This window comes from Planococcus notacanthi (genome assembly GCF_030407825.1).
Classification (GTDB): Bacteria; Bacillota; Bacilli; order Bacillales_A; family Planococcaceae; genus Planococcus; species Planococcus notacanthi.
The window spans coordinates 1-24,547 of the sequence record NZ_JASDCQ010000007.1; the positions used below are offsets into that span (position 1 = coordinate 1).

The window sequence follows — 24,547 nt, forward strand, 5'->3', positions numbered from 1 at the left end:
CCCCCCCCCCCCCCACACAAAACACAAACAATTCGGCATACAAAAAAACAAGCAATCAAAACGCTGATTGCTTGCCTGTTTTTGTTGCGATTCTGTTAATCCAGAAGCTCCATCTTTTCGAGTGAGCGGTAAAGGACTACTGCTGTTTCTGCTCGTGTGATTTTTGCTTGTGGATCGAAGACGTTGCCTTGGCGACCTGTGATAAGTTCTAGTGCATATGCTTGTGATACAGCTTCAGCTGCGTATTTAGAGATTTTCGCGCTGTCTGCGAATTTGTGTTTCGTGTTCAAGCCTTCAAGCAGGGATGCTTCCTGGTATTTCACAGCGCGCATGATCATGACGGCTGTGTCCTGGCGGGAAATCGGTGCTTTCGGGTCGAACTTGTTGCCTGGCAATCCTTGAACGATGCCCGCGCGAGCTGCGGCTTCGATTTCTTTGGATGCCCATGTTTTGCCTGGGCCTGCGTCTTTGAATTTGCCTTCGTAGTCTTTCAGCGGCAATTCAAGTGTACGTGCCAATAGCGCTGCGAATTCTGCACGTGTCAGTTCCGCTTTTGGTGCAAACGTGGTATCGGTCTTGCCTTTGATGATGCCTTGTGAAGCGAGTGCTTCGATTTGGATTTTCGCCCAATGCGATTTGATGTCTGTGAACGTCACTTTCGATGCTTTCGTGATGGTGAATGTCTTTTCAGTGACGTGTCCACCTGCATCTGTAACTGTCACTTCGTATTGGTTGGCACCGATTTTCTTGACTGGCACTTTGACTTTGATGTCTTTGTTGAAACTTGCTTTGCCGTATGGCTCGGACATGTCTTGTTTGAAGACTTCGCTGCCGTTTACGTAAGCGTAGATTTCATCCATATTGTCTTTGATTTTCAATGTTACTTCCGCTTCAGTTACATTGGCACCTACCGTTTTCGGTGCGTTGACGATTGAAATGGCAGCCGGAGTTGTATCCACCAGGATCTGGCGGCGAAGCTCCATTTCATTGCCGAACTCATCCACTGCTTTGACCGTTACGTACTGAGAGCCGTCTTTCAATGAAACCGTGTGTTTGAAGTTGGTGCCGTCAAATTCTTTCGCTTTGACGCCATTGACTGTCAAGGAAACGATTTTCGAATCGTCTTCTACACGGCCAGCGACAACCACTTCTTTCGTATCGTACGTTTCCAGTGTTTCCGGTGAAGTGAAGAAAATGACTGGTGCTGTTGTTTCATTTTTCGAACCTGCTGTCAGGTTCACTTCTTTTTTATTGCCAGCGATGTCATAGAAAACCGCTGTTACTTTGTCTCCTGTTTTAACAGGTGCTTCCACTTTGTATGAAGTGGTTGTTGGCGCTAATGATTCGTTGGCTGGCGTAGCCGCGTTTTCCGTGACTTCTTTGCCGTTGACGAATACTTCCCAACGGTCTGCGCCAGCGCCTGATGCGTTATCCGCAAATTTCGTTACGGTCACTGTTTTGGTTTGTGCGTCATACTTGGCTGCCGCTTCCGGAGCTACCGTATCCACGATAATCGGGAAACTGATCGACTGCCATTGTGCATTCGGGTAATCAATGACTGCGCGAAGCTGGATCTGGTACTTTCCGTCTTTCGCCGGTTTGCCGTCGATCATTCCGTCCCAGCCGTTAAGCGGGTTGAATGTGTAAGGCTCCGTTGCTGAGTAATGCTTAGTCAAACTTGAAGCGGTACGGATCGTGCGCAATTTCTTGCCCGCTGCATCCAGAACGTTTACTTCAAATTCTTTGGCGTTGCGGATCAATGAGTAGACGGGTACTGCCATGTCCTGCAAACCGTCGTCATTCGGTGAAAATGCGAAACGTTCAGGAACGTATTTGCCGGCATGTGTGCCGCCTGTGATATCATTTCCTTCGTCATCCGCCAATAGTGTAATGCCGTAGTAAGAATCGGCATCCCATGCAAATTCGTCGAAGATGCTGGCATCGTCCCATCCGCCGTTAAAGCCGTAGTAAGGAACGACCAATTCCGTGTTGCCAGTTACAGCTTCATTGGTGTCGGTCAACGTGACAAACCCGTCCACGAAGAAACCGTTTTTGAACGCTGCGTATTCAGGTGTTCCTTTAAGTGCAGAAACATCGACTGTTACTTTGATTTCTTTTGTTCCGTTTGCCGGAACCGTGATTGTTTCAGGAGCCGTGACGGCCACTTTGTCTGTTACGACCGCTGAACCACGGACGTTCGGATTGGTGATATCCGTGTCTGTTGCTTTTCCTGCTACTACTTCTTTTTCTGATTTATCCGTTTGGACGTTTACATCCACGTTGTAGTTCGCTGCTTCTTTAGAGAAGTTTTCAGCTTGCAATGTGAAGGTGAATTTATCGCCGACGATTTCTTTCAGCGCCACTTTTGCGTCGCCTGTCGCTTTATTCGTCAGCATCACGTCTGTTGAAAGCGCGTCATGCAACTGCATCAAGCCAGCACCTTGGCGGCGTGGAGAGACAAATTCGCCTTTTGCGAATTCAACCGGATCTGCTGTGTTCATCATCAGGTTTTTAGCGAATTGAACGCGCTCACGCCCTTTTAAGCCAAGCTCTTCAATGCGCTGGAACATCAACGCCGTACCACCTGAAACGTGAGGAGCCGCCATAGACGTTCCGCTCATCAAGCCGTATTCATCGTTGTTCAAGGTCGAGAAGATGTTGCCGCCCGGAGCTGTGATTTCAGGTTTGAAATCCAGGTTCGGTGTCGGGCCCCAAGAAGTGAAGTCACTCATTTCACCAGCACTCGGGTTTTGAATATCAAGATAGTCGCCATCAAAAGATACAGTCACTTTTTTGCCTGCATCCAATTGTGCTTTCATTGCCAGACCGTCTGCTTGTAAAGCGGACATGTACGGAATTTTGATAGCCGGATCTGACGCCATGCTGATGGTGCCGGTTGCGTTGTTATAGACGATGACGCCGATCGCGCCAGCTGCCTGTGCAGCCAAGCCCTTTTCAACAAAACCGATTTCGCCGCGTGAAACCAACGCAAATTTGCCGGCAACGTTCTTGCCAGTGTATTCAGCTGGTTTTCCAAGTCCGACATCCACCACTTCGTAATTGGGATTCGGCAAGTTTTCCGGGTCAGCGTCATTGGCTAGCGTATAGATGGCTTGGCCGGTTTGCGTCCCGTCTACTTGGTAATTAAAGCTTTTCGCAGTGATTTTGTCATTTTCGAAAGATGCCACACCAAATGAATCGATTGATGTGCTTGGTGATCCTGTCAAACCGTAATCCTGGTTATCGGCGCGGGGGGCAGCATAGCCCGAACCGAACATATCGGAGTTTCCTGCTGAAATGGAAACCAGGATGCCATTGTTTGTCGCTCTTTCAACTGCTTTTTGTTCCGGGTTTGAGGAATCCACAAATCCTGCAGTGGAACCAAGGGACATATTTATGACGTCTGCACCCAGTTTGATCGAATCATCGATCGCTTTGATGTAGATGTCGCCATAAGTCGACGGGTAAAGCGGATCGTTGCCGAATACTTTCAGCGCCAATAATTGCGCTTCCGGTGCAACGCCTTTGATGCCGCCATTTTCTTCATTGCCGTTCGCCCCTACTGTTCCAGCAACGTGCATGCCGTGCATAGAAGCTTCCGGTCCAAGGTCAAGGATTTCGTTGTTGCCATCCATATAGTTGTAGCCGAAAGGCACTTTAGCTGTGAAGAATTTACCTTTATCGATGGATTTGTCAGCCAATAAGGCAGCTACATCGGATTTTGTGATGTCGCCTGTTTTGTTGTCTGTCAACACCATGTCTTTGTGGCTAGGGTCGATTCCTGTATCAATGACACCTACAACCAGGCCTTCGCCTTTGTAGCCGTAATCTTTCCATGCTTGTTGAGCCTGGACCAATTCTTTCGAGTATTTCATTTCCGGTTGAACTTCAGGGCGCTGGTATTCAGTCGCTTCGTAGACTGATTTGACGCCGCTCAAGTTCGCAATGTCTCCAACTTCGCCCGCTTCAACTTCTGCGGAGAATCCGTTGAATACCGTAGTGAAGTTTTCAAGATATGTAATGCGCGGAGATACGGAAGCAATCGATACTTGCACGGATTCCTGGCCCGTCACAACTGCTGCTTCCAATGTCTCTTTTTGTTTGTCAGGAAGATTTTTGTATAAAACGCCCTTTTCAGTAGCGCTTTCAATCGCCGGTGCTTTATCAAGCTCGATGATCACACGTACTTTTTTATCCGGGTCTTCCGGATTCACGAATTTTTCAGGGATGTTCAATTCCCCTTTTTTCGACTCTGTACTAGGTACGTTCGATGAATTCGCAGCAGCTGAGACCCCGGTCAGGCCAAAGACAGCTGAGCTGAATGTCATCATAAAGACCATCGCCAGCAATAAAAACGGTTTGAGCTTCGTCAATGTATTTCCCCCTTTGTTCTGATTCGCAATTGTAGAGAATCTTTACAATTGCACAACAACTTAAATTTACCATAATTTTTCAATGTTGCAAATATTAAATGGGGTTTATTTCATGTTAAAGAGGCTGATTTAAGAGGAATTTGCTAGATATAGCTTGATATTATTTAGTTTCTCGAATTAAAAAAATATTTTTTGAGATGGAATTTAAATTGTTTGCGTGCCTGGTGAATTGTGTGCGTGCCTGGCACGCACACAATTCAGTGGAGCGATCGTTGTTTATGGTTTGTAGTGAGTGATGGATTTCTTCTATATAAACAAATTGTGTTTCTACCTTCACTTTCGGAGCGGCTACTTGAATATGTCATCTCCCTACCTGATCTCATTGCTCCTTTATCTGCACAATCCGCATCTTTACTCATGCTTCACTTGTTTAAAAAGTATAACTCACACACAGCGACGGATTTCTTACCCATTGAGCATGTCCCATCTCATTTCTACGGAATTCATGTAGAAAAGTAGAAACATCATGTAGAGAAGCAACTAGTGAAGGTAGAGGCATCGCCTTTGTACGGTAGAACCCCAAATAGCTCATATAGAACCCCAAACTCATCCTGTACATCGACAAAATCCATATGTAACCTCTTTAATCTCAAGCGAAGGCGCGTGCACCATCGCTGCCGAGCATTTCGAGAACCCCACACTCCCTATCTATTTCAAACAAAAATAGAAATATGTATCTCCCCCACACCAAGCGGAGCGCTGTCCGGCTTATGACGGGAGTTCCCTCCAGAATCGTCGAAGCGCCTTATTGAATTGTGTGTGTGCCAGGCAAACACACAATTACAGGAACGCTCACAATTTAAACACATAAAAAAAGCCAAACCCGATTGCATGGGTTTGGCTGTACATATGGAGTCTACTTCTTCTTGGCTTGGCCTTTGTTGGTGACGACGGTGTAGTTCCCCAGCTCGTTGACGCTGAGTGTGAATGTGTTGCCGTCGAGTTGGCCTTGGATGATTTTCCATTTGCCTTTGTTGTCTTCACGTGCGCCGAACTGGACTTTGATGTCGCTTGTGGTGTCGAATGCCAGTGTTACCGGTGACGTGAATTTCACAGGCAAGTTGTTGCCTGCTGCGTCAGTGAGTGACAAGTCGATTTGGTTTGTTAAGGTTGGGCGTTTGTCGACTTCTGTTGCGTCATCAACTGCCACATCCAGTACAAATCCGTCTCCTGCTGCTTTTGCCAGTTGCTGAAGATTTTCTGCTGATAGTGTCAAATCGGCTGTCGGCATGTCGATCAGCAAGTCTTTTCCGCTTTCCAGCAGTTCTGCAACTGTTCCTTCCGTGAAGGCAATCGCCAATTCTCCGCTTTCATCCGGTTCGCCTGCAGTGATGACTGCCTGCTCTCCAGTGAAATCAGGGTCGGCTTGTTGTTCACCCGGAACTTGTTCCTTTTCAAATGCGATTTGCGCAAGCAATGGATCGTGATCCGATGCGCGGCCATGCTGTTCCATGAACATGGAGTTGATGTGGACCATGTCCAGTTCCGTACGTTCTGCCATGTTGTTTGTCACCAAGAGGTGGTCAAGCACTTGTGAATTCCCTTGATAGTAATACGAATAACGGTCTTCCAGTGGCACATCTTCGACTTTATTCGTTAAAATATCGCCTTTCAATGCCGCAAGTGCCGGTGTGAATTCGAAATCGTTCATGTCGCCTGCAACGATGACGTTAAGGTCCGGATCTTGTGCAAGTCCTTCTTCAATAAAGCCGTTGATGGCTGTTGCCAATTCGATGCGCTCATCGACCGAGCCCAGGAATGGCGGTTGGTTCTTGCCGAATAACGGTTGGTCTCCACCTTTTGAGTTCAGGTGGGCGCCGATCACGACAACTTGTTCACCTTGGAATTCGAATTGTGCAGCGATCGGTTTGCGTGTGTTCGGCATAGCGATTGGCTGAACGCGTCCCGGATTCAAGGCCAATTCGCCGTCAATCCATGAATTGTCTTCCGTTGCTGTGCCTTTTGTTCCTTCCGAAAGGGTGACGCGTTCAGGGTTGTACAAATAGCCGACGCGGATATTTCCGCCTGGCTCTCCGCCGTCTGTATTGTATTCAGGCGCAATGTCCGTCCAGGCATAAGTCGGACCGCCTGCAGCTTTGATGCCGTTGATCAGGCGCTCGTAGCTTGCCGTTGCGTCACTGTTCCCTGAAGTAATCGGGCCGTCGTTGTCCTGTACTTCCACCATGACGATGATGTCCGGGGAGTTCAGGTCTTTGACGAACGACTCTGCGATGCGCTGCGCTTTCGCGTTGGACGTGTGGTTCGGATCTGCAGAGAAGTTCTCTACGTTATAAGCCGCCACTGTCAGTTCATCTTCTTCTTTAGAAATCCATGTTTGTTCCGGCTTCGTCCCGCCGTCTACAAGTTCGGTAAGGTTGCTTTCTTTAGCCCAGATTTTGTAGTTCCCGAAGCCGAAACCAAGGACGCCTACAGGAGTTCCGGCAAATGAATCACCGGACTTCGCGATATAGTTTTCATTATCGATGTCGAAAGCAATGCGTTCCGGGTTGTAATCGTCTTCTGCAATCAACACGCCGCCTTGTTTATGGAAGTCGTTATTGGTCGCATTTTTGGAAACGACAATCACTTCGCCGTAGCTCTGCGGTCCGACGATTTGTGCATCAGCTACGCCAACGCGCATAAGTTCAAGCGATTCCCAGAAATCAATGCCATCTTCTTCTGGATTAAACTCAGTCAATCCGTCATTGTCGATAATCTTAGTTGGCGGGAATACGTCTTTACCGATAAGAATCGGTTCAGGAAGTGGCGCAGTTCCTGTCTTCACTGCGTCCGTTGCACGGATGCGCGTGATCGGCAGGTCATTGACTTTCATGTCGGAATAGCCTTCCTGGAAATGTTCTTCCACGGTTCCGCTGATTGTGACCACGTCACCGACATTCAGGCCGTTTGAAGCTTTGTTGACCATGATGGCTTCTGAAGTCGTCAAATCTTCATCCGGGTTGGTGTCTTGGATGACGAAGTTTGCAGAGTTGTAGAGATGCGTCACGACGCCAACGATTTCATTGACAGCGACTCCTTGGTAATTCGAGTAATGGCCTTCGCCTTGGATATCACGGATTTTCAAGTCCCCTGTTTTCAGGACGGTGTATTCGAACGTGAAAATCTCTGACGTTTCGTCAGCAATTGCGATTGCTTTGATTGCTGTATCTTTAGTCAGTTCGATTGGTGCTGTGTATTCAGTGCTTGCAGCAGTCGGTGTCGAGCCGTCAAGCGTGTAATGGATTGTTGCATCTTCCCATCCGGATGCCAAAGTGATTTTCGTGCCTTCTGAAACGACACCTGGGAATGTATCGGCATAAACAGCCGGTTTATTGACAAGTTCAAAACTGTCAAAGCCAAGCGTTTTCACTTGGTAAGAGTCGTTGAATTTCGAAGCGATTCCGTTTACATGAATCAAATCGCCTTCTTTGTATTGTTTCGTAAATTGCTCGAAAGTGAATCCGTTGCGGTTGTCGTTGCGGATTGTGACCGCTTCGCCGTTTTCAGCAATCGCCGAAAACTCAAACGTACCGAAATCGTTCACAGATTTAAGGCCCGTAATCGCAACGTTCTGCAGTTCGATGCGCTCGCCTTGCGTCTCTTCATTGACACCAGTTGGCGCAACGGTTTGAACCGCAGGCAGTTCGTTGTTGGAAGAAAGAACTTCCACTGTGTTCGGCTGCAATTGAAGTTCGCCGCTGTATTCAGAAACTGTGCCCGTCAAACGGACCGTGTCCCCCGGTGCAACGGTTGCACTTGATGTGTAGACATACAGTCCAGCCGTATCGTCTTGAACGTAAAAGGCATTCCCGCCCCAGAATCCTGTCCCTGTTGTGACTGTAGCTTCAACTTGGATCAGTTGGCCTGGCATCGTGCGTGCTTCTGCCAATGAAGCGACGACAGTTGCTTCAGGTGGTGCTTCACCTTCGGATAGAATGGTGAAAGCGGAAGCCGAGCGAAGTCCTGGCACTTGGAAATAGGCACCCAACGTTCCTGTAATCGTAACTTCAGCTTTAAAGTTAGCCGGATTGTCGACCAAATTCACTCCAGCACGTGTTGCCCCTGTCGGCAATTGAACCGGAAGGATTTTTGCCGGATCGGTTTCATCCGGAGAATCGGCCAGCCCTACATTGGTAGCGGCTGTGAACGGTGCTTCCTGATCATAATTTGTTCCACTAACCGCGACACCCACGATAAAGCCTTTTACTGTGGCCGCGCCGGAATTATTGGCAATCGCTTCAGCAACCGTAATCGGCTCTGCCGCGTCTGCTGTAACCGCCATATAGGGCAGCATTGCCGATAAAGCCAAAATGAGGCTTAGAAAAATCTTACTGACTGCATGCTTGGACAAGTTCTTCACTCCTAATCAATGAAATATCACTTCGATTACGCTGTATGTGTAAACTATTGCGGAATATAAATAGAAATAGAATTTTTCTTAACTTTATCCATACATTCATAAAAAAACAGCTTTGCTGCAGGTATCGCCGGCAGCAAAGATGCCATTATTGTTTTTTATTTTTGTACATAAGGAGCAAAAATCGAAATCATTTTTGCTGTTTCTGCACGAGAAGTGAATGCACCAGGTCTGAATTTGCCATTATAGCCTTCAACGATTCCCAGCTTATCCAACATTGTAATTGCTTCTTTATCGTATTTGCCGTAATCGCTGTAATCCGCAAAATCAGTCACTTTGTATTCGCCATTTACATTTTCATAGACACGCTTTAAAATCAAAGCAAAATGAGCACGTGAGATGTTTGCTCTTGGATTGAATTTCGTTTCACTGACACCGTTGATTATGCCTGCTGCATATGCTGCATCTATTTGTTTCGCTAAAGTTCCCGGAAGATTTTTCGTATCCGTAAACGGTGAAGCCGGTGCATTTTCAATTTCTATGCCCAACATGCGATTCAAGATAAGTACAGCCTGCCAACGAGGCAACGTTTCTTGAGGTGCAAACGATGTATCTGATTTACCAGTCATAAGTTTTCGGTTATAAACATCGGTGATGTATGGAGCTGACCAGTTTTCCATATTAACATCCGTATAAGGAATTACTGGACTGATGCGGTTTTCAAGTTTTGGTTCAACTGTTTTCAAACCGGCAATGTAGTCGATGAACATTTGATAATCGATGTTTCCTGGCTCGCTGACACGGCCGGCTTTATAAGCTGCGCCGAATGATTCAAAGCCGTCTCCGCCTTTAGCTGTGAACGTGTTGGTTGCCACTTTGTATGATTTGTTCAAATCAAGTGGTGTTTTGACATTGCCGTTGACCACATTCACTGAAGTAACACGTGATCCTGCTGCTTTTGCCGGATCAAATGAGAATTCGAGTCCTGCCACGTGCAAGAATCCGCCATTTTCAGCCGGGAACAAACGGACACTGTGCTCAAGTGCTGTTTTCAATTCTGAACCTTTTAAGTTCATGATCGCCAAAGCGTTGCCGAATGGCATCGTCGTCAATACTTCACCTACTGTGATATCGCCTTGTTCGATGGATGCACGGATCCCGCCGCCGTTTTGGACAGCGATCACTGTATTTGGATCAATCGTTTTGGCTGTGGCAAGCATGCCGTCTGTAATCAAGTTGCCCAGATTGGTTTCAGAAGCACGCACGCCGCCTTCGTTGCGTCCACCGTTAAGGAAGACTTCAGCCGTAGCACCTGTTGACTCGTTTTTCACTTCTTCCACTTCTGCAGAGTAATCTTTGAGAAGCTCAGCCGCTTCTGGATCTGCAACGATTCCTTCAGCGCCGACATCATGCAATTTGCCAGTATGTGAAGTGATCACACCTTCTTCATTAAACGTTAGATCCAATTGGCCAAGGAATTTATTGTATTCATTTGCTTGTACGATAACTGTCGGATCTGTGTTTCCTTCGAATACGAACGGTTTCTCCAACTTAACATGCGTGTGACCGCCAACGATGACATCGATGCCTTCAACTGCAGCAGCCAACAACTGATCGTTATCGAATTCAGCAGAGTCGTCAAATCCGATATGTGTCAAAGCAACGATTTTATTGACGCCTTCTGCTTCAAATGCATCAACCGCTCCTTGAGCAGCTTCAATGTAATCAGAGAAAGTGATTGCTCCTGGACTTGAGATGGATGTTGTTTCAGCAGTCGTCAAACCGAAAACTCCGACTTCTTCGCCGTCAATTTCCTTAATGATACCGTTATAGATTTGACCGTTTTCGGCTTCAGCTGTATATACTTTTTCTTGATATCCGGCCATGATGTCATCACCTGAAAAGTCTACGTTCGCTGCAACGAATGGGAAATCGGCACCGCCTACAAACTCACCAAGAGATTTATGGCCTTCTTCGCCTGAGCCTAAATCGAATTCATGGTTACCGAAAGTCATGGCGTCGTATTTCATCAAATTCATGAACGGCAAATCCGCTTGCCCTTCAAAGGTATTAAAGTACAATGTTCCAGAAAAAACGTCCCCTGCATCCAGCAATAGATTATTCGGTTTTTCTGCACGAATCTGGTTGACCAGTGTGACACGGTTCGCCACTTTATCCAAATTTGCGTGCGTATCGTTCGTGTGCATGATCGTCAGTTCAAAATCCCCTTCTGCTGCTTGTGCTGTTCCAGGTGACTGAACCCCAACTACACTTGCCGTCAATGCCACTGCAATTGCTGATTTAAACATTTTCCCCTTCATTTGACACCATCCTTAAGTTTTTTTGACTAATTGCCCCATGGGCAGACTGATTCCCTAACTAAAGTCAGCGAAGTTAGGCATGATGTACTACTTTAAACAGGCGCAATTATTCAGCTTAATTTTATCATGCAGTATTTCTTTCAACAATAGAATAATTTGAACTTTACTAATAATTTAACAATTTCTTTACTTTATTTACAAAATACATATTCTGCTTACATACTTCCAACAGGGACAAACATGTTATGATAATAAAAGTGCTTATCTCACAACAGCTTCAGATTTAAAAAGGTCAGGTGATACGATGAATTTATCCAGAAAATACTTAAATGAAGTCCAATATGCACGGGCACTTGCGTTGTTTGGGGTGTTTGCAGTCCATTCTTCTTCTACCGGTGTAGGCGGAAGCGATCCGAGTTCGCTTTCCTTTGCTTTATACAACTTTTTCAATATTGCTGGAAAGTTGGGCACCCCCACATTTATTTTTCTAAGCAGCTTTATCTTGTTTTATACTTACTACCACCGCGAGTTGACTATGAACCTGTTTCAAAAATTCTATAAGAAGCGCCTATTGTATATTCTGGTTCCCTACATTGTCTTCTCCGTATTTTATTATGTATTGAAATTGAATCTATATGACACATTTGTAGATTTCCCTACATTGATTTCCAGCTTTTTGGCAGCTTTAGCGACAGGCAAAGCGCATACCCATCTGTACTTCGTTTTTGTCAGTGTTCAATTCTACTTGATGTTTCCAATTTTGCTGTATTTGTTTAAACGGTTCAAGTTCGTCCGCAAATATGCGATTATCCTTGGGATCGTCATTCAGTGGACATGGGTTATCCTGAACTCAGAGATTTTCCAGGTAACCGCAAAGAATTCAATCGCTCTGTCCTACTTTATGTTTTACTTTTTTGGGGCATTCCTCGGCGTTTATTATGAACGTGTTGCGGCCTGGATTCGCAATTGGCGAAAAAACTGGCCTGTTTTGGCCGGAATCTTTGTCGCTTATGGCACGATGATTTTCATCTACGTCGGGATGATGTTCATGATTCGCACACAGCAAGGCAGTTACAGTAACCGGATGCTTGAATTCGCCTGGAGCACTCATGCATTTTTTGCTGCTGCAGTAATCTTCATTGTTATTCATTTTATTGAAATATGGAAGATGCCAAAATTCAAGAGAGTTTTAACGGAAATTGGCGCTGTCTCATTCGGCATGTACTTAATCCATCCGTTCTTCCTACTATTTCTGAGACGTTGGCTCCCAGGAGGCGAACCATTGATCTTCCATTCCTGGCAACTCATCACTTTTGGTGTAACGTTCTTCAGCAGCTGGCTGATCGTCCGCCTATTCTATGACTTTGTTCCGTACAGTTGGATCGTTTTTGGTCAAGGCAACCGTTTATTTAAAAAGCCTGAACAAACAAAAGAAGTAAAAGCATAGATCGATTAGGCATCCCATAAATAGGGATGCCTTTTTTAGTTGAATTTCGAGTGATTTGAGAAAGGAGTCATCCAGGATACCTCGCGGCGGCTAGTTCGGATTGGGTATCCACACTAAGCCGGGCAATCGGAGAACGCCGCCCGGCTGATCGTGATTCTGTAGCATAAATTTGTGGATCTAAATGATCTAGTTAGGATTCTACTGGAATAAGGCGATGCTTTTACCTCAACTAGTTTCTTCTCTACAGGAGGTACCTACTTTCCTACAGAAATTCCGTGAAAGATGAGAAGCATAATGGCGGGTTCAAGGAGCGAGAAATCCATTTTTGTGTATGAGCTAAGCCTAATCAGAACGTTATGCTCTTCATGCCGGCTGTTCGCTGAGCGACAGCCTCAATTTAAAGGCTTGAATTGTTTGCGTGCCAGGCACGCAAACAATTCCACACAAAAAAAGCCATCCTCAAGGTTTCACAACCTCGAGAACAGCATGTCTATTTAACGGTTCTTTACTTTTGTTTTTTCAGTGTATGCCAATGGTGCGGCGCTCGCGATTGGTGCCTCGATGGCGTCGAGGACTGTGCGTGCTGTTTCGTTGGCACGTTTTTGGAGCGGTGCGGCTGCTTGGGTGATTTTCTGCAGCTCGTCCGGATAGTTCGTGAAAATGCGTTCGATTGCCTGGACAAGGTCAGCGTGGTTCCAATCCGTGGCTTCTACGTGGCCAAGGACCGGCTGGCTGACGATGTTGGCGAACGAGTCGATTTTCGGGTCGTACGACAACGCGACAAAAGGCGTATAGCTGACAGCCGCGAAAATCAGAGCGTGCAGGCGCATGCCGAACAAGACGTCCGACTCTTTAATGATGGCCATCTTCTCTTGAATCGTGCTGTCATGAGGTGCGATATGCGCCTTGTTTTTCATTAGGTCTTGGACTTGCTGGGAAGTCTTGAAATCGTGTTTGCCGTGCATCGGAACAAACACAACTTCGTATCCTTTAGCCGCCAACTCGTCGAGCCCTTTTGCGATTTCACCGAAAGCATACGCTTCATTGTTCCAGTCGCGGACCGAGACGCTGATGACTTTATTTCCGAAGTTCTGCTGGCGCAGCCAAATGCTTTCGAAGCTTGCCGCCTCCAGCCCCATGACCGGATCGGGCACCAGGCGGATATCGGCAGTGACGCCGATTTTTTCCAGCAGTTGTTGGGATTGTTCGTCGCGGACCGTCAGCAGCTTCACTGAATTCAACACATGCTTGACGATCATCTGGTTGAGCCGGCTGCTGATTGGGCCCATGCCTTGTGCATAGACGAATACCGGTTTTTTCAGCTGTTGTGCGATTTTCATGACACCCGCGTAATACGGGATGCTTTTGCGGCCGGTCTCGTCCTGCAACAGGCTGCCGCCTCCGCTGATCAACCCGTCGGAAGATTTGATCGCTGCGCGCACATCTTTCAGGCTCCATCTATTGACGGCCTTGACACGATAGGTTTCAGCCGTTTTTTCCGGCTTATTGGATAGTACGATAATTTCAATTCTTGGATAGTACTCTTTCAATGAATGGATAATGGCATAGAGAATAGCTTCGTCTCCCACATTGTCAAAACCATAATATCCAGATAACACTATTCTCACGCCTGCCACCTCATTCTTATCATAGTGATCATTTTCTTCCACACAGTTTCATATAGCCAGATCAGGACAAGTCCTATTATAAACCCGAAAACTATACTATAACCACTTCTGAGCAAAGAAATCAATAACGGGATATGAAGATGAGTAAATGTATTCACTAAGGACAGAAAACCGATGACCCCTGGAATAAGCAGGAAATAATAGGCTTTCGGGTAACTCTTCACCATATGGAGTGCCAGGATGAACAACGGGAAGCCAATAAGGAATTCTTTTGTCCGCGGTCTGACGTATAGAAGCTGCTCCAGCATCAGGCGAACCTGCAGCTCAATCGCAGAAACTTGTCCGGCATTGCCTGTCCGGCTCATGTAATACAAAATAACCCCCGCTATAAGGGCGATGACCGCCATATGCCAGTAAATCACGTTCATTTTCAAGAGCTTTCTGATATTCCCCCACACCGCATAGATGGCGATAAAGGCAATTGGAATGATGTAAATCAACGATACCCCTCTGAACAAATCAATGCCCAGCAAGTATTGATTGCCATTTAGCAACACAACGATCAGCCAGATGCCGATGGCCGCAATGGACAGCGCCTGAGCGTAAGAGCGGATCAGGTACCATTTTTTCTGTGGTTCTTTTTTCAAAAGCACTGCCCAGATCGGCGCCGTCACGGCAACCGCTAAAGCGAATGCCTTCAAGACCATGCTTTGGCCGGTCACCAGATAAATAGCAGCAGCCAGTGCAGAGCCGATCAATGCCAATAAAGTCAGTCGGTTAGTTTTAAAGACATACTGAGCTGCCAGTGTCAGGAACGCAATGGCACCAAGCAGAGCCATGGCGGTTTGCCAAAGCGGTACGCTATACGTTTCGAATGAACGCGATTCACCGCGCACAAAGCTGTCCGGCATGTTGTTATTGACATCCGCCTGCAGCTCTTGCAATGCCGTCAATGCCAGATTGTATTCCGGTTGATCCATGTTGATGAAAAAAGCGCGCATATTGCGTTCTTTTGCTGCGCGGACAATTTTATCCGCGCTTTCCGCGATATTGCCATCTTCAACGGTCAGGCTGTGGAGACGCACGAGGTTCAAGTCATTGATATAAGCCAGCTGGTTCAAGCCTTTTTGGCCCGCAAATTCAATGCTCATCAGCCCGTATCCGGCTTCTTTCAACTGCTCGCCGAATTCTTTCAGGCGTTCAGGATCTGAATATACTGGAGCGTAATTCCCGCTGAACAGGATTTTTTCAACTCCAGGTTCTTTAATTGACAGAAGTTCCTCAATCATCCGCTCAGTCTGTTCCTCATCTGAATAGTCGCCCAGACGCGGCACAACCATAAGCCCTGCTTCCTGTATCGAAGCAATCACTTCCGGGTCATAGCCGACCGGTACGGAAAGGATCTTATCAGCAGCGCCCGGGATATAGGTGTACGCTTCATCATTTACAGTGAACGTAAATTTCTCTTCAAAAAAACCGGCTGTGGTTTCTTCAAAATCAAACGAGCCATTCGAATGGATAAACAATCCCGTTTTATCGAAAGGCGCTTCGAGTGGATCCTGCTGAGTCAACAGCAAATGTTCCCGCATACGGGACGTGCTGACAGCGGTGATCAGCCCTTTTCGTTCCAAGGAGCTGATTGTATCCGGTTCGAGGCTGACGCTTTGGATGCCCGTATTTTTGAAGTCGGACAGGATACCGTCCAACGTCAATGACGGATCATCGATCAGCCAGTTAGTGGTCAGCTTGAAAGGAACTATGGTCTCGATTTTTTTATTTGATTCTTCTATTTGAATGCGCTGAAATGCTGAAGGAATGGTCAATAGCAATGCCGCAAGGAGGATTCCGATTAAAACTTTCTTCACGTAAGTACACACCCTTAACTTTTCTTGGTTGGCCCGGATAACAGGCGTTATTTCTTGGCGATGAATTTATTTATGACAGGAATGCGCTGCAATACGCTTTGGTCCACTGCTTTTGTCACCAGCAGCAAGACAAAGTAGATGACGCCGCCGGCTGCTACTGCCGCTCCTACATACAATAAAGCTGAAAGTCGAGTCAGCTGTTCAAAATCCAATAGGTAACTTGGCAGCCAAATGGCTGCCCCCATGACAAGTGAGGCAAAGACGATGAGGCCTGTTTTTTTCGGGAAAAAGCTGAAACCCGTGTATTTGCGGATGGCTAGAGCGTTTAAAACGAATAAAATCAAGTAAATCGCTGCTGTGGAAACCGCAGCTCCTTCCAATCCGTAACGATTGACCAGCACCAGATTCAGCACCAATTTGATGAGGACACCGATGATGATGATCCAAGCGCCGAGCCGCGCTTTATTGATTCCCTGCAATACGCCTGTACCGAGGACAGTCAGCGAAGTGAACAAGGAACTGAATGAAACGATTGCGAGTACGGTGCTGCCTTGCAGGTCCGTGAACAAGCCTAAGTTGATCGGCAATGTCAGGACGACCAAACCGACAGCGGCTGGAACGGATAATAAATAAGTCAGGAAAAACGTGTTGTCGATCAGCTTAGCTGAGCCGATTTTGTCGTTCTGCGCCAATTTGGTTGAAATGGATGGAATCAATGGCAGGATGACAGAACTGGCAAAAACCGTAACGATTTGGACCAATGCCAGGCCCCTTCCGTATATTCCGTACAGCGAATTGATGTCTTCCGCAGCTTCTCCGTGCATTTTCAATGCGGTCGGAATGGTGATCGAGTCCACCAGGTTCAATAAAGCCATCGTAATGGCACCGATGCAAATCGGAATGGAAATCTTCAGGATCGTTTTGGCGGTTGATTTGAAGTCCGCCAGTTTATAAGGCAGCCCTTTTACAACTCTGACAGATGAACGGTTGTACAGAATACGGAGATAAATGAACGAACCGATCGCTCCGATGATGGAGCCGATCATGATGCCGCCCGCAATCTGCTCGTCGCTGTAAAGACGGTCCACCATATAGATGGCGACCAGCAGGATCAGGCCGACGCGGATGAATTGTTCGATGACCTGCGATACCGCAGTCGGCGTCATGTCCTGATGCCCCTGGAAATAACCGCGGTAAACCGCCATATAAGGCGCCACAAGCAAGGTACAGGAAACGGTGATCAGCGCAAGACGCGTCGTTTCGCCTCCAAGGACACCAGCGATTTGATGGGAAAATCCGTAGAGGATCAGGAAACTGGTAACTCCGAACAATAATGCAAGAATGCCGGAAGTGAAAAAGACGTTCTTGATTTGCTGTTGATCGTCTTTTGCACGGGCTTCCGCAATCAGTTTGGAGATGGCGATGGGAATTCCGGCGACCGACAAGGTCAAAGCGACCATATAGACCGGATACACCAAGGTGAAAATTCCCAGCACTTCATCTCCGGCGATGTTCTGGAGCGGAATCCGAAATAAACTGCCCAGTATTTTAGACAGCAAAGCTGCGATAGATAAGATTAAGGTACTTTTCAGCAAAGTATTCTTCATTCTTTACGTAAAGCCTTTCGCCCGATCACCGTCGCTGCGAATTTCGGCAGCACCAGCATGCGTTTCCAACGGGAAGGCTGCTTGACCAACCGGTAGAACCATTCCAGGTTCATTTTCTGCCATAGTTCCGGCGCACGTTTGACGGTTCCGGAAAAGACATCAAAACTGCCGCCGATGCCAATGAAAACACCTTTGTCGAATTCATCGATATGCGCACCGATCCATTGTTCCTGCCTCGGGAAACCGAGCGCTACAAAGACGATGTCCGGCTCCGCGTTCTTGATCTGCTGCGGCAGGAGATGATCGTTCCAATCAAAAAAGCCGTTATGGCTGCCGGCGATCCGAATGCCCGGATAATTCTCTTTCGCTTTTTTGACGGTTGCCTGCAGCACTTCTTCTGCAGCGCCCAAGAAAAAGATGCTGGAGTGGTTTTTGTCTGCCGCCTCGAGCAAATCAAGCATTAAATCATAGCCGCTGACGCGTTCCGGCAGCGGTTCGCCGACGATTGCGGCAGCTTTGACGATGCCGATGCCGTCTGCTGTTATGTATTGGGCTTTCGCTAAAGTTTGTTTGTATTGATCGTCTTCCAGGGAATGCATGACGATTTCCGGATTGGCTGTCACGACAAACGTTTTTTCCTGTCTTTCAATATGGCTTTGCAAAGTGTTGATAAAAGCTGTCTGGGTTGTGTGGATGAATGGCACTCCCAGTATATGAACAAATTTCGAAGTCATCGGTAATCTCCTCTTCAAGGCAAAATATCTTAGGCTAGTATAACATAAAGAAGAACCCTGTGTTCAAGCTATGTCCGCTTGAATACAGGGTTCTTCCGTTAAGATTGTGTAAATTTTATTTCTGAGCGAGCGGCAGCAATTTGATGTAATCGCCGTGTACGTAAGCCTTCGCATAGGAATTGTTTTCAGAAGCGACTTCATGCCACATTGCACCATTGGCAGCCTTCACTTGCTGATTGAGAATGACAGGAACTCCTGTTGTTTTCAACGTATAAATAGAAGCAAAGTTTGTGCTTGCATCTTTCCGGAAATTCAACGGGCTTGTTGTCGTATAGCCGAGCTCGTAGTGATTCAAATCTTTATTGCCAAGATACGAATCGATCCGGTACATATGCCCCGCGATTTTCTCTCCCCAGAATGCGTCAGATGCATAACGTACGTTCATGCCGATGCCTTTATGGCCGAGGACGGGTCCATTGTAATAGCCGCCAGTCGGTGACAAATAGCCTGAATTGATCCGTTTGGCTGCATCTTCAATCGACTCTCTGAATGTGGCGTAAGAATACGCCTTGTTATAAGCGTCTCCATCTACTGCTCCATAGCCGAAAAGATTCCGTTTGTCCTGTGCAATTTTGCTGGTTCCCCAGCCGCTTTCATGGATAGCGTGGGACAACAGGTAAAGTGCATTGATTTTGTGTTTCTGTTCCATTTCTTTAAAGAACTTGCCTGAACCGACAAGGGGACTGCTTGTCCAGACTTTGCCTTGCTGGGTTTTATTGTAGTAAGGGAATTTATCTTTGAGGAATTTATCCAACTCCTCTGCTGTATAGCTGCTTGCTGAATGAAGCGGAAGCTTGTTGAAATACTGATGGCTTTCCACAACTTTCGCTCCAGCCGACGTTGTGAATGTTGCGCCGTCCCAGCTGTAATACTTCATGCCGCTGACGAATTCTTTCGGCGCTTTGCCGATGATTCCCGTCGATACGTAGCTTCCAGTCGAATGATTGAAAAGTTTATGGACCAAGTTGCCTTTGTCCACTTCATAATAAGATTGCCCTTTCAACATCGGCTGCGGAATCAAACGGACCACTTTCGAACTGACGTAACCGGTTTTTCCGGCCAGTTCCACTTTGACGGTCGTCGCTGTAGCGTCCAGGAATTTCAATTCGGTATTTGCCGGTACGTACGGGCGGAATGTGCTTTTCGTATCCGCACTTAGCTTTTCCGTTGGATAAATCTCGGTAAAAGCGTTCGTTGCAGCAATCCCCTGCTTCATCCAGACGATTTGATTGCTGCGTTCGACGGCCTCAACTTTTGAATTCTTTTGTGCATAGTCTTTTGCTTGGTCAAATGTCTCAAAGTGCTTCACGACCGTGGTTTTGTCTGCTGTGACTGTTGATGCCTGAAACTCCAGATTTTTCGGCGGGAACACTTCATCTCTGCCTCTCAGCATAACCAAAGCCACCATCCATCTTTTTGAACTGTCTTTCGGTTTGAAAGTATTGTCTTTATTGCCTGTAATGATTCCGAGATGCGTAAGAATGCGAACGCCTTCTCTATGTTCATTTCTTATAGTAGAAGTATCCGTAAAATCCAATGCTTTTGTCTCTGAAACATCAATAACAAGGCCTTTTGCAGTTAAGGCCCGTGAAACCATGGTCGCCATTTGTTCACGGTTGATCAATTCATTCGGCTTAAATACATTGTTCGGATAGCCTTTGATGATCCCTGCCTCTACAGCTTCAGCGATTGGGTTAAAGTACCACTTTCCAGGCTCCACATCCTTGAAGTTTGATGTAGCTGCAACAGCCGTTGCTGAAAATCCGCCGTTTTCAGCAGAAGCGCTGGTTACGGGTGTGCCAAGTTCGAACGATTGCACAACCATTTTAGCGAACTCTGCTCGTGTTACTTCTTTATTAGGGCGAATCGTGCCGTCGTTATAGCCTTGGATAATCCCTAACTTCATTAATTCTCTCATTTCAGCTTCGTATGCATGGCCCGACAAATCATCTGCTGCTTTTGCAGTCTCTGACGAAAGAGTCGAAAGTACGATAAGCATAGCCAAGAAGCCTATCAGCAATTTTCTCATCTTGATAAATCCCCCTCTTGTAAATTAAGGCAATATTTTACTATTTATAAGGCAACTCATCTGCTCCTTATAAATCAGTTCTTACCTTAAAGCATTTTGACCGGGTAAACTATAATGCTAATTATCTATATTTAACCATTTATTTATGGATAAATATTCAATGAACAGGTTCAATTGTATCATCAACTCTATTCTTCACGAAAGACATATTTTTACTTTTTTTTTAATTGCGCAATAATATTCTAAAATTTCTCATATCTTTATCAACTTTATAGGCATTTAGTATTAGGTTGAAAATCACCGAACAGAAATAATACTTTTAAACCATACTATTTTCTCATTTATCAAAAATACCCATTAATTTGAATAAATTTCTGCTAATATATCTAACATAGAGAAAGAATTAATAGGAGGAAATGAAAATTAAATGAAAACCGTTTTATCGAAAGTTACCCTGTTTCTTATTGCTGCCGTTCTTGTGATTTCCAGTCTAGGTATAAATACTGCATCCGCTGCAGGCAATCCGTTTAAAGATGTGTCGTCTTCAGACGAGGAAATACTGTATTTATACAATAGAGGTACCATTAAAGGCATCTCTGATACGATGTTTGGTCCAAAACAAGCTGTAACACGCGAGCAAGCTGCTACATTGATTGGCCGTGCCTTGAATTTGGATGCCGACAAACGGAAAACTTCTTTTCCAGATGTCAATTCAGATCGTTATAGCTCAGGTTATATTCAAACAGCTTACGAAAAAGGTATTATTACTGGCGGTTCAGACGGGAAATTCCGTCCCCAGGATACGATGACCCGTGGCGAAATGGCCTTCTTACTTAGCCGAGCTTTTAATTACCAAAAGACCGGCCATGTTTACTTTACCGATATTAAAACTAACAACAATAGTGGCAGCCTGTACACGGCAGTCAATAAAATCGCTACGGCAGGTGTTTCGAATGGTACTGGAAAAGGCACCTATTCACCGAGCAGCAAATTGATCCGTGAAGAGTTCGCTATTTTCCTGGCTCGTGCATTGAATTCAAGCTTTAGAGTTACATACAAAAACGTAGCGTTCGCTGATTTGAACGTTACTGTCAACAACTTGAACGTCCGCAAAGGAGCTGGCACCGGCTTTGCATCCATCGGAAAATTGAATGCCGGCGCACCGTTCCGTGTCTATGGCTACAACGGTTCATGGGCATACGGCATCAGCGGCAACATGACAGGTTACGTCAGTACCGCCTATCTCGGAAAAGCAGTTCCAGTCTCAGCGAACAACCGCTTTATCACACTTGATCCTGGCCATGGGGGCAACGATCCGGGCGCAGTTGGCAACGGCTTACGCGAATCCGATATCAACTTGGATGTTTCCAAACGCATAGAAGCGAAATTGAAAGCAAAAGGCATCAAGGTCTATATGACCCGCACTACCGATGTGTTCCATTCATTGAGTGCTCGTGTTGATAAAGGGGTTGTCAGCGGATCGAATGCTTTCCTCAGCATCCATACCAATGCAGCCACTCCAGCAGCAAGCGGATCTGAAACTTTCTATTCTGCTTCAGTCGGCAACGACAGCAAGCAATTAGCGACATTTGTTCAAAACCGCTTGTATAAAGCGATGGACCACCAGAACCGCGGCGTTAAAAACTACGGCTTCCAGGTCATCCGCACGAACCCGCTGCCAGCTGCTTTAGTGGAATTAGGATTTATCACCAACAAATCCGACGCTTCTAAATTAGCTACCGCTACTTACAAAGATCGTGCCGCTACGGCAATTGCTTTAGGAATCGAAGATTATTACAATTGGAAAGCAAAAAATTAATTTTCCCAAACGGACTTTTTAGTCCGTTTTTTTGTTGTATACTACATGGAAAGCACATTGCCCAGAGGAGGAAATCTATTGAACAAATTAAGCGCTATCGCAATATCCGCTATACTTCTCAGCGGATTATCTGCCACCCACGCCGCTGCAGCCGAAACATCAAACGAATCAGAGCGTGTTATCATCTCTTTTAATGAAGAAATCGATTATAAATTGCTTGAAGAAATGGGAGCCGAAATCCACGAGGAGTTTGATTCCATTTCTGCAGTGTCAGTCACGTTGCCCGAAGAAGGCATGATCCAGTCAGCCAGCAACGAATCTTCCATTGAATACATAGAGGAGAATTCAGAAGTCAGAGCCGCTGCACAGACCACTACCTGGGGTTACCGCGCCATCAAAGCCAATACCGCTTCAAAGCTCGGATACACCGGTAAAGGCGTGAAAATCGCCATCATCGACTCAGGAATCAACGCCAAACATCCTGACTTGAAAGTGGCTGGAGGCATCTCCAAAGTTGAAAACTCCCGCCATGACACAGACAGCAACGGACACGGCACCCATGTGGCCGGAGTCATCGGAGCGCTGAATAATTCTATCGGCACAGTCGGCGTTGCGCCCGACGCTAAGCTTTATTCCGTCAAAGTCCTGTCAGCCAACGGAGTCGGCACACTTGAAGGCGTCGTAGCCGGCATCCAATGGGCCATCGACCAGAAAGTCGACATCATCAATATGAGTTTGACCACCATCAATGACGACAAAGTCTTGCGCGACATTACAAAAAAAGCATACGATGCTGGAATTGTCGTAGTCGCGGCTTCGGGCAACGAGCGGCGCACCGGCGTTTTCAATGACGTCCTGTTCCCTGCACGCTTCCCATCCGTCATCGCTGTCGGTTCGGTATCCAAGCTCAACCAGCTGTCTTACTTCTCGAATTACGGTGCTTCACAGGAATTAGTGGCGCCAGGCGAAGACATTTTGAGCAGCTTCGTCGATGCCAAAACCACCACTCAGGAAGATTATGCAGTTTCCGAAGGAACGTCGGTCGCTGCGCCTTTCGCAGCCGGCACCTTTGCGCAATACATGGAAGCCTATCCGCATCTGACAAATAAACAATTGCGCGAAACCGTGAAACGTTCAGCGACGGACCTGGGAGTAAAAGGCCGCGACAATACGTTCGGCAACGGACTGGTCCAATCGCTCCAGACCAAAGCCGCTCTCTATCCGGACATGAAGCTCAACGCCTGGTACACAGCACCCATCAAGAGCATTTTCGACCGTGGCCTCACCAACGGGTTCCCGGACGGCACATACCGCCCGAACGACACAATTACCCGCGCTGAAGCCGTAACCATGCTCGGCCGTGCGTTAAAGCTCGATAAGTCGAATAAAAACCACCGCTTCACTGACGTCCCAAAAGATTCTTATGCAGCCGGCTATATCAATAGCGCCTATGAACGCGGCTACATCAAAGGGGTCAGCGCCAAATCATTCCGCCCGAACGATCCCATCAAACGCGGCGACATGGCACTCATCATCCAAAAAGCATTCAAACTTTCCGGTACACAGCAAACCGGTTTTAAAGATGTACCCAAATCCATGTATTATTACGACGCCATCCAAGCAGCCTATTCAAACAATGTCGTCAAAGGCTACAAAGACAACACATTCCGCCCGAAAAACCCCATCACCCGCGCCGAAAACGCGGAGATTATGAGCAACGCTTTGAAGTGATTGATTGTAAAGCCGAACCGGTTTGCCGGTTCGGCTTTTTGATTTGGGGTTTCGGGGGCCTACAGGATGTTTTGCGGGGGCTACATGAGTTAGCGTGGCTCTTACATGAACTACTCGCTTCTCTACAGGGATGACGGGGGCTTACCTGCATATTTGTGAGTTCTACATGATGTTTTGTTGAGGCTACATGAACTAGCGTGGCTCTTACATGAACACCTCGCTTTTCTACAGGGATAACAGTGGCTTATCTGCATGTTTGTGGATTCTACATGACGCTTTGTTGGCGCTATATGAACTAGCGACGCTCTTACATGAATTAGTCGCTTTTCTACAGGGATGACGGGGGCTTACCTGCATGTTCATGGATCCTACACGACCTATTGTGAGCGCTACATGAACTATCGCTCCCCTTACATCAACATCTTACTTCCTTACCAGCCCCTCATCCACCCACCTCCAAATCACCCTCTCCCACACAAACCTTCCCCCTAACCAAAAACCTTATCTACCAAAAAA

Annotated in this window: 11 protein-coding genes; 3 read left to right on the top strand and 8 right to left on the bottom strand. The window is 46.6% G+C overall.

What is annotated here, in order from left to right:
• Positions 1-95: 95 nt before the first annotated feature.
• The 3 genes from QMA01_RS16780 to QMA01_RS16790 all read right to left on the bottom strand — a co-directional run bounded on the left by QMA01_RS16780 (position 96) and on the right by QMA01_RS16790 (position 11,111).
• Positions 96-4,373 (bottom strand): S8 family serine peptidase, encoded by a 4,278-nt coding sequence (locus QMA01_RS16780; protein ID WP_290215524.1) that lies wholly within the window; start codon positions 4,371-4,373, stop codon positions 96-98.
• Between the two features lie 916 nt (positions 4,374-5,289).
• Positions 5,290-8,793 carry a DUF6359 domain-containing protein gene (locus QMA01_RS16785; RefSeq protein ID WP_290215525.1) on the bottom strand — a complete coding sequence of 1,168 codons (3,504 nt, stop codon included), beginning with the start codon at positions 8,791-8,793 and terminating at the stop codon, positions 5,290-5,292.
• A 155-nt stretch (positions 8,794-8,948) separates the two neighbouring features.
• The gene (locus tag QMA01_RS16790) at positions 8,949-11,111 is read right to left on the bottom strand and encodes a 5'-nucleotidase C-terminal domain-containing protein (RefSeq protein WP_290215526.1); all 2,163 of its coding nucleotides are present in this window, start codon (positions 11,109-11,111) and stop codon (positions 8,949-8,951) included.
• A 304-nt stretch (positions 11,112-11,415) separates the two neighbouring features.
• Here QMA01_RS16790 and QMA01_RS16795 point away from each other — a divergent pair, with 304 nt between their 5' ends.
• Positions 11,416-12,558 carry an acyltransferase gene (locus QMA01_RS16795; RefSeq protein WP_290215527.1) on the top strand — a complete coding sequence of 381 codons (1,143 nt, stop codon included), beginning with the start codon at positions 11,416-11,418 and terminating at the stop codon, positions 12,556-12,558.
• A gap of 494 nt (positions 12,559-13,052) precedes the next feature.
• Here QMA01_RS16795 and csaB read toward each other — a convergent pair whose 3' ends face one another.
• The 5 genes from csaB to QMA01_RS16820 form a co-directional block, all read right to left on the bottom strand.
• Positions 13,053-14,186, bottom strand: coding sequence for a polysaccharide pyruvyl transferase CsaB (csaB, locus tag QMA01_RS16800; RefSeq protein ID WP_290215528.1), 1,134 nt, complete (start codon positions 14,184-14,186; stop codon positions 13,053-13,055).
• The gene (locus tag QMA01_RS16805; protein ID WP_422766038.1) at positions 14,183-16,063 is read right to left on the bottom strand and encodes a DUF5693 family protein; all 1,881 of its coding nucleotides are present in this window, start codon (positions 16,061-16,063) and stop codon (positions 14,183-14,185) included. The genes csaB and QMA01_RS16805 overlap by 4 nt, the downstream gene beginning before the upstream one ends.
• A 35-nt stretch (positions 16,064-16,098) precedes the next feature.
• Complete coding sequence (locus QMA01_RS16810; protein ID WP_290215530.1) at positions 16,099-17,658, bottom strand: putative polysaccharide biosynthesis protein; 1,560 nt, start codon at positions 17,656-17,658, stop codon at positions 16,099-16,101.
• Positions 17,655-18,392 (bottom strand): WecB/TagA/CpsF family glycosyltransferase, encoded by a 738-nt coding sequence (locus tag QMA01_RS16815; RefSeq protein ID WP_290215531.1) that lies wholly within the window; start codon positions 18,390-18,392, stop codon positions 17,655-17,657. The genes QMA01_RS16810 and QMA01_RS16815 overlap by 4 nt, the downstream gene beginning before the upstream one ends.
• A 115-nt stretch (positions 18,393-18,507) precedes the next feature.
• Positions 18,508-20,481, bottom strand: a complete 1,974-nt coding sequence (locus tag QMA01_RS16820) for an S-layer homology domain-containing protein (RefSeq protein WP_290215532.1) — start codon at positions 20,479-20,481, stop codon at positions 18,508-18,510.
• A 427-nt stretch (positions 20,482-20,908) separates the two neighbouring features.
• Here QMA01_RS16820 and QMA01_RS16825 point away from each other — a divergent pair, with 427 nt between their 5' ends.
• Positions 20,909-22,300: an N-acetylmuramoyl-L-alanine amidase gene (locus QMA01_RS16825; protein WP_290215533.1), complete on the top strand. Its 1,392-nt coding sequence runs from the start codon at positions 20,909-20,911 to the stop codon at positions 22,298-22,300.
• 78 nt (positions 22,301-22,378) lie between these two features.
• Positions 22,379-24,031, top strand: coding sequence for a S8 family peptidase (locus QMA01_RS16830; RefSeq protein WP_290215534.1), 1,653 nt, complete (start codon positions 22,379-22,381; stop codon positions 24,029-24,031).
• The last annotated feature ends 516 nt before the right edge of the window (positions 24,032-24,547 follow it).

What these genes read in the sequence shown, in the direction of transcription:
- QMA01_RS16790 (WP_290215526.1), bottom strand. Translation starts at nt 11,111, where the DNA reads ATGAAGGGGAAAATGTTTAAATCAGCAATTGCAGTGGCATTGACGGCA.
- QMA01_RS16795 (WP_290215527.1), top strand. Translation starts at nt 11,416, where the DNA reads ATGAATTTATCCAGAAAATACTTAAATGAAGTCCAATATGCACGGGCA.
- QMA01_RS16810 (WP_290215530.1), bottom strand. Translation starts at nt 17,658, where the DNA reads ATGAAGAATACTTTGCTGAAAAGTACCTTAATCTTATCTATCGCAGCT.
- QMA01_RS16815 (WP_290215531.1), bottom strand. Translation starts at nt 18,392, where the DNA reads ATGACTTCGAAATTTGTTCATATACTGGGAGTGCCATTCATCCACACA.
- QMA01_RS16820 (WP_290215532.1), bottom strand. Translation starts at nt 20,481, where the DNA reads ATGAGAAAATTGCTGATAGGCTTCTTGGCTATGCTTATCGTACTTTCG.
- QMA01_RS16825 (WP_290215533.1), top strand. Translation starts at nt 20,909, where the DNA reads ATGAAAACCGTTTTATCGAAAGTTACCCTGTTTCTTATTGCTGCCGTT.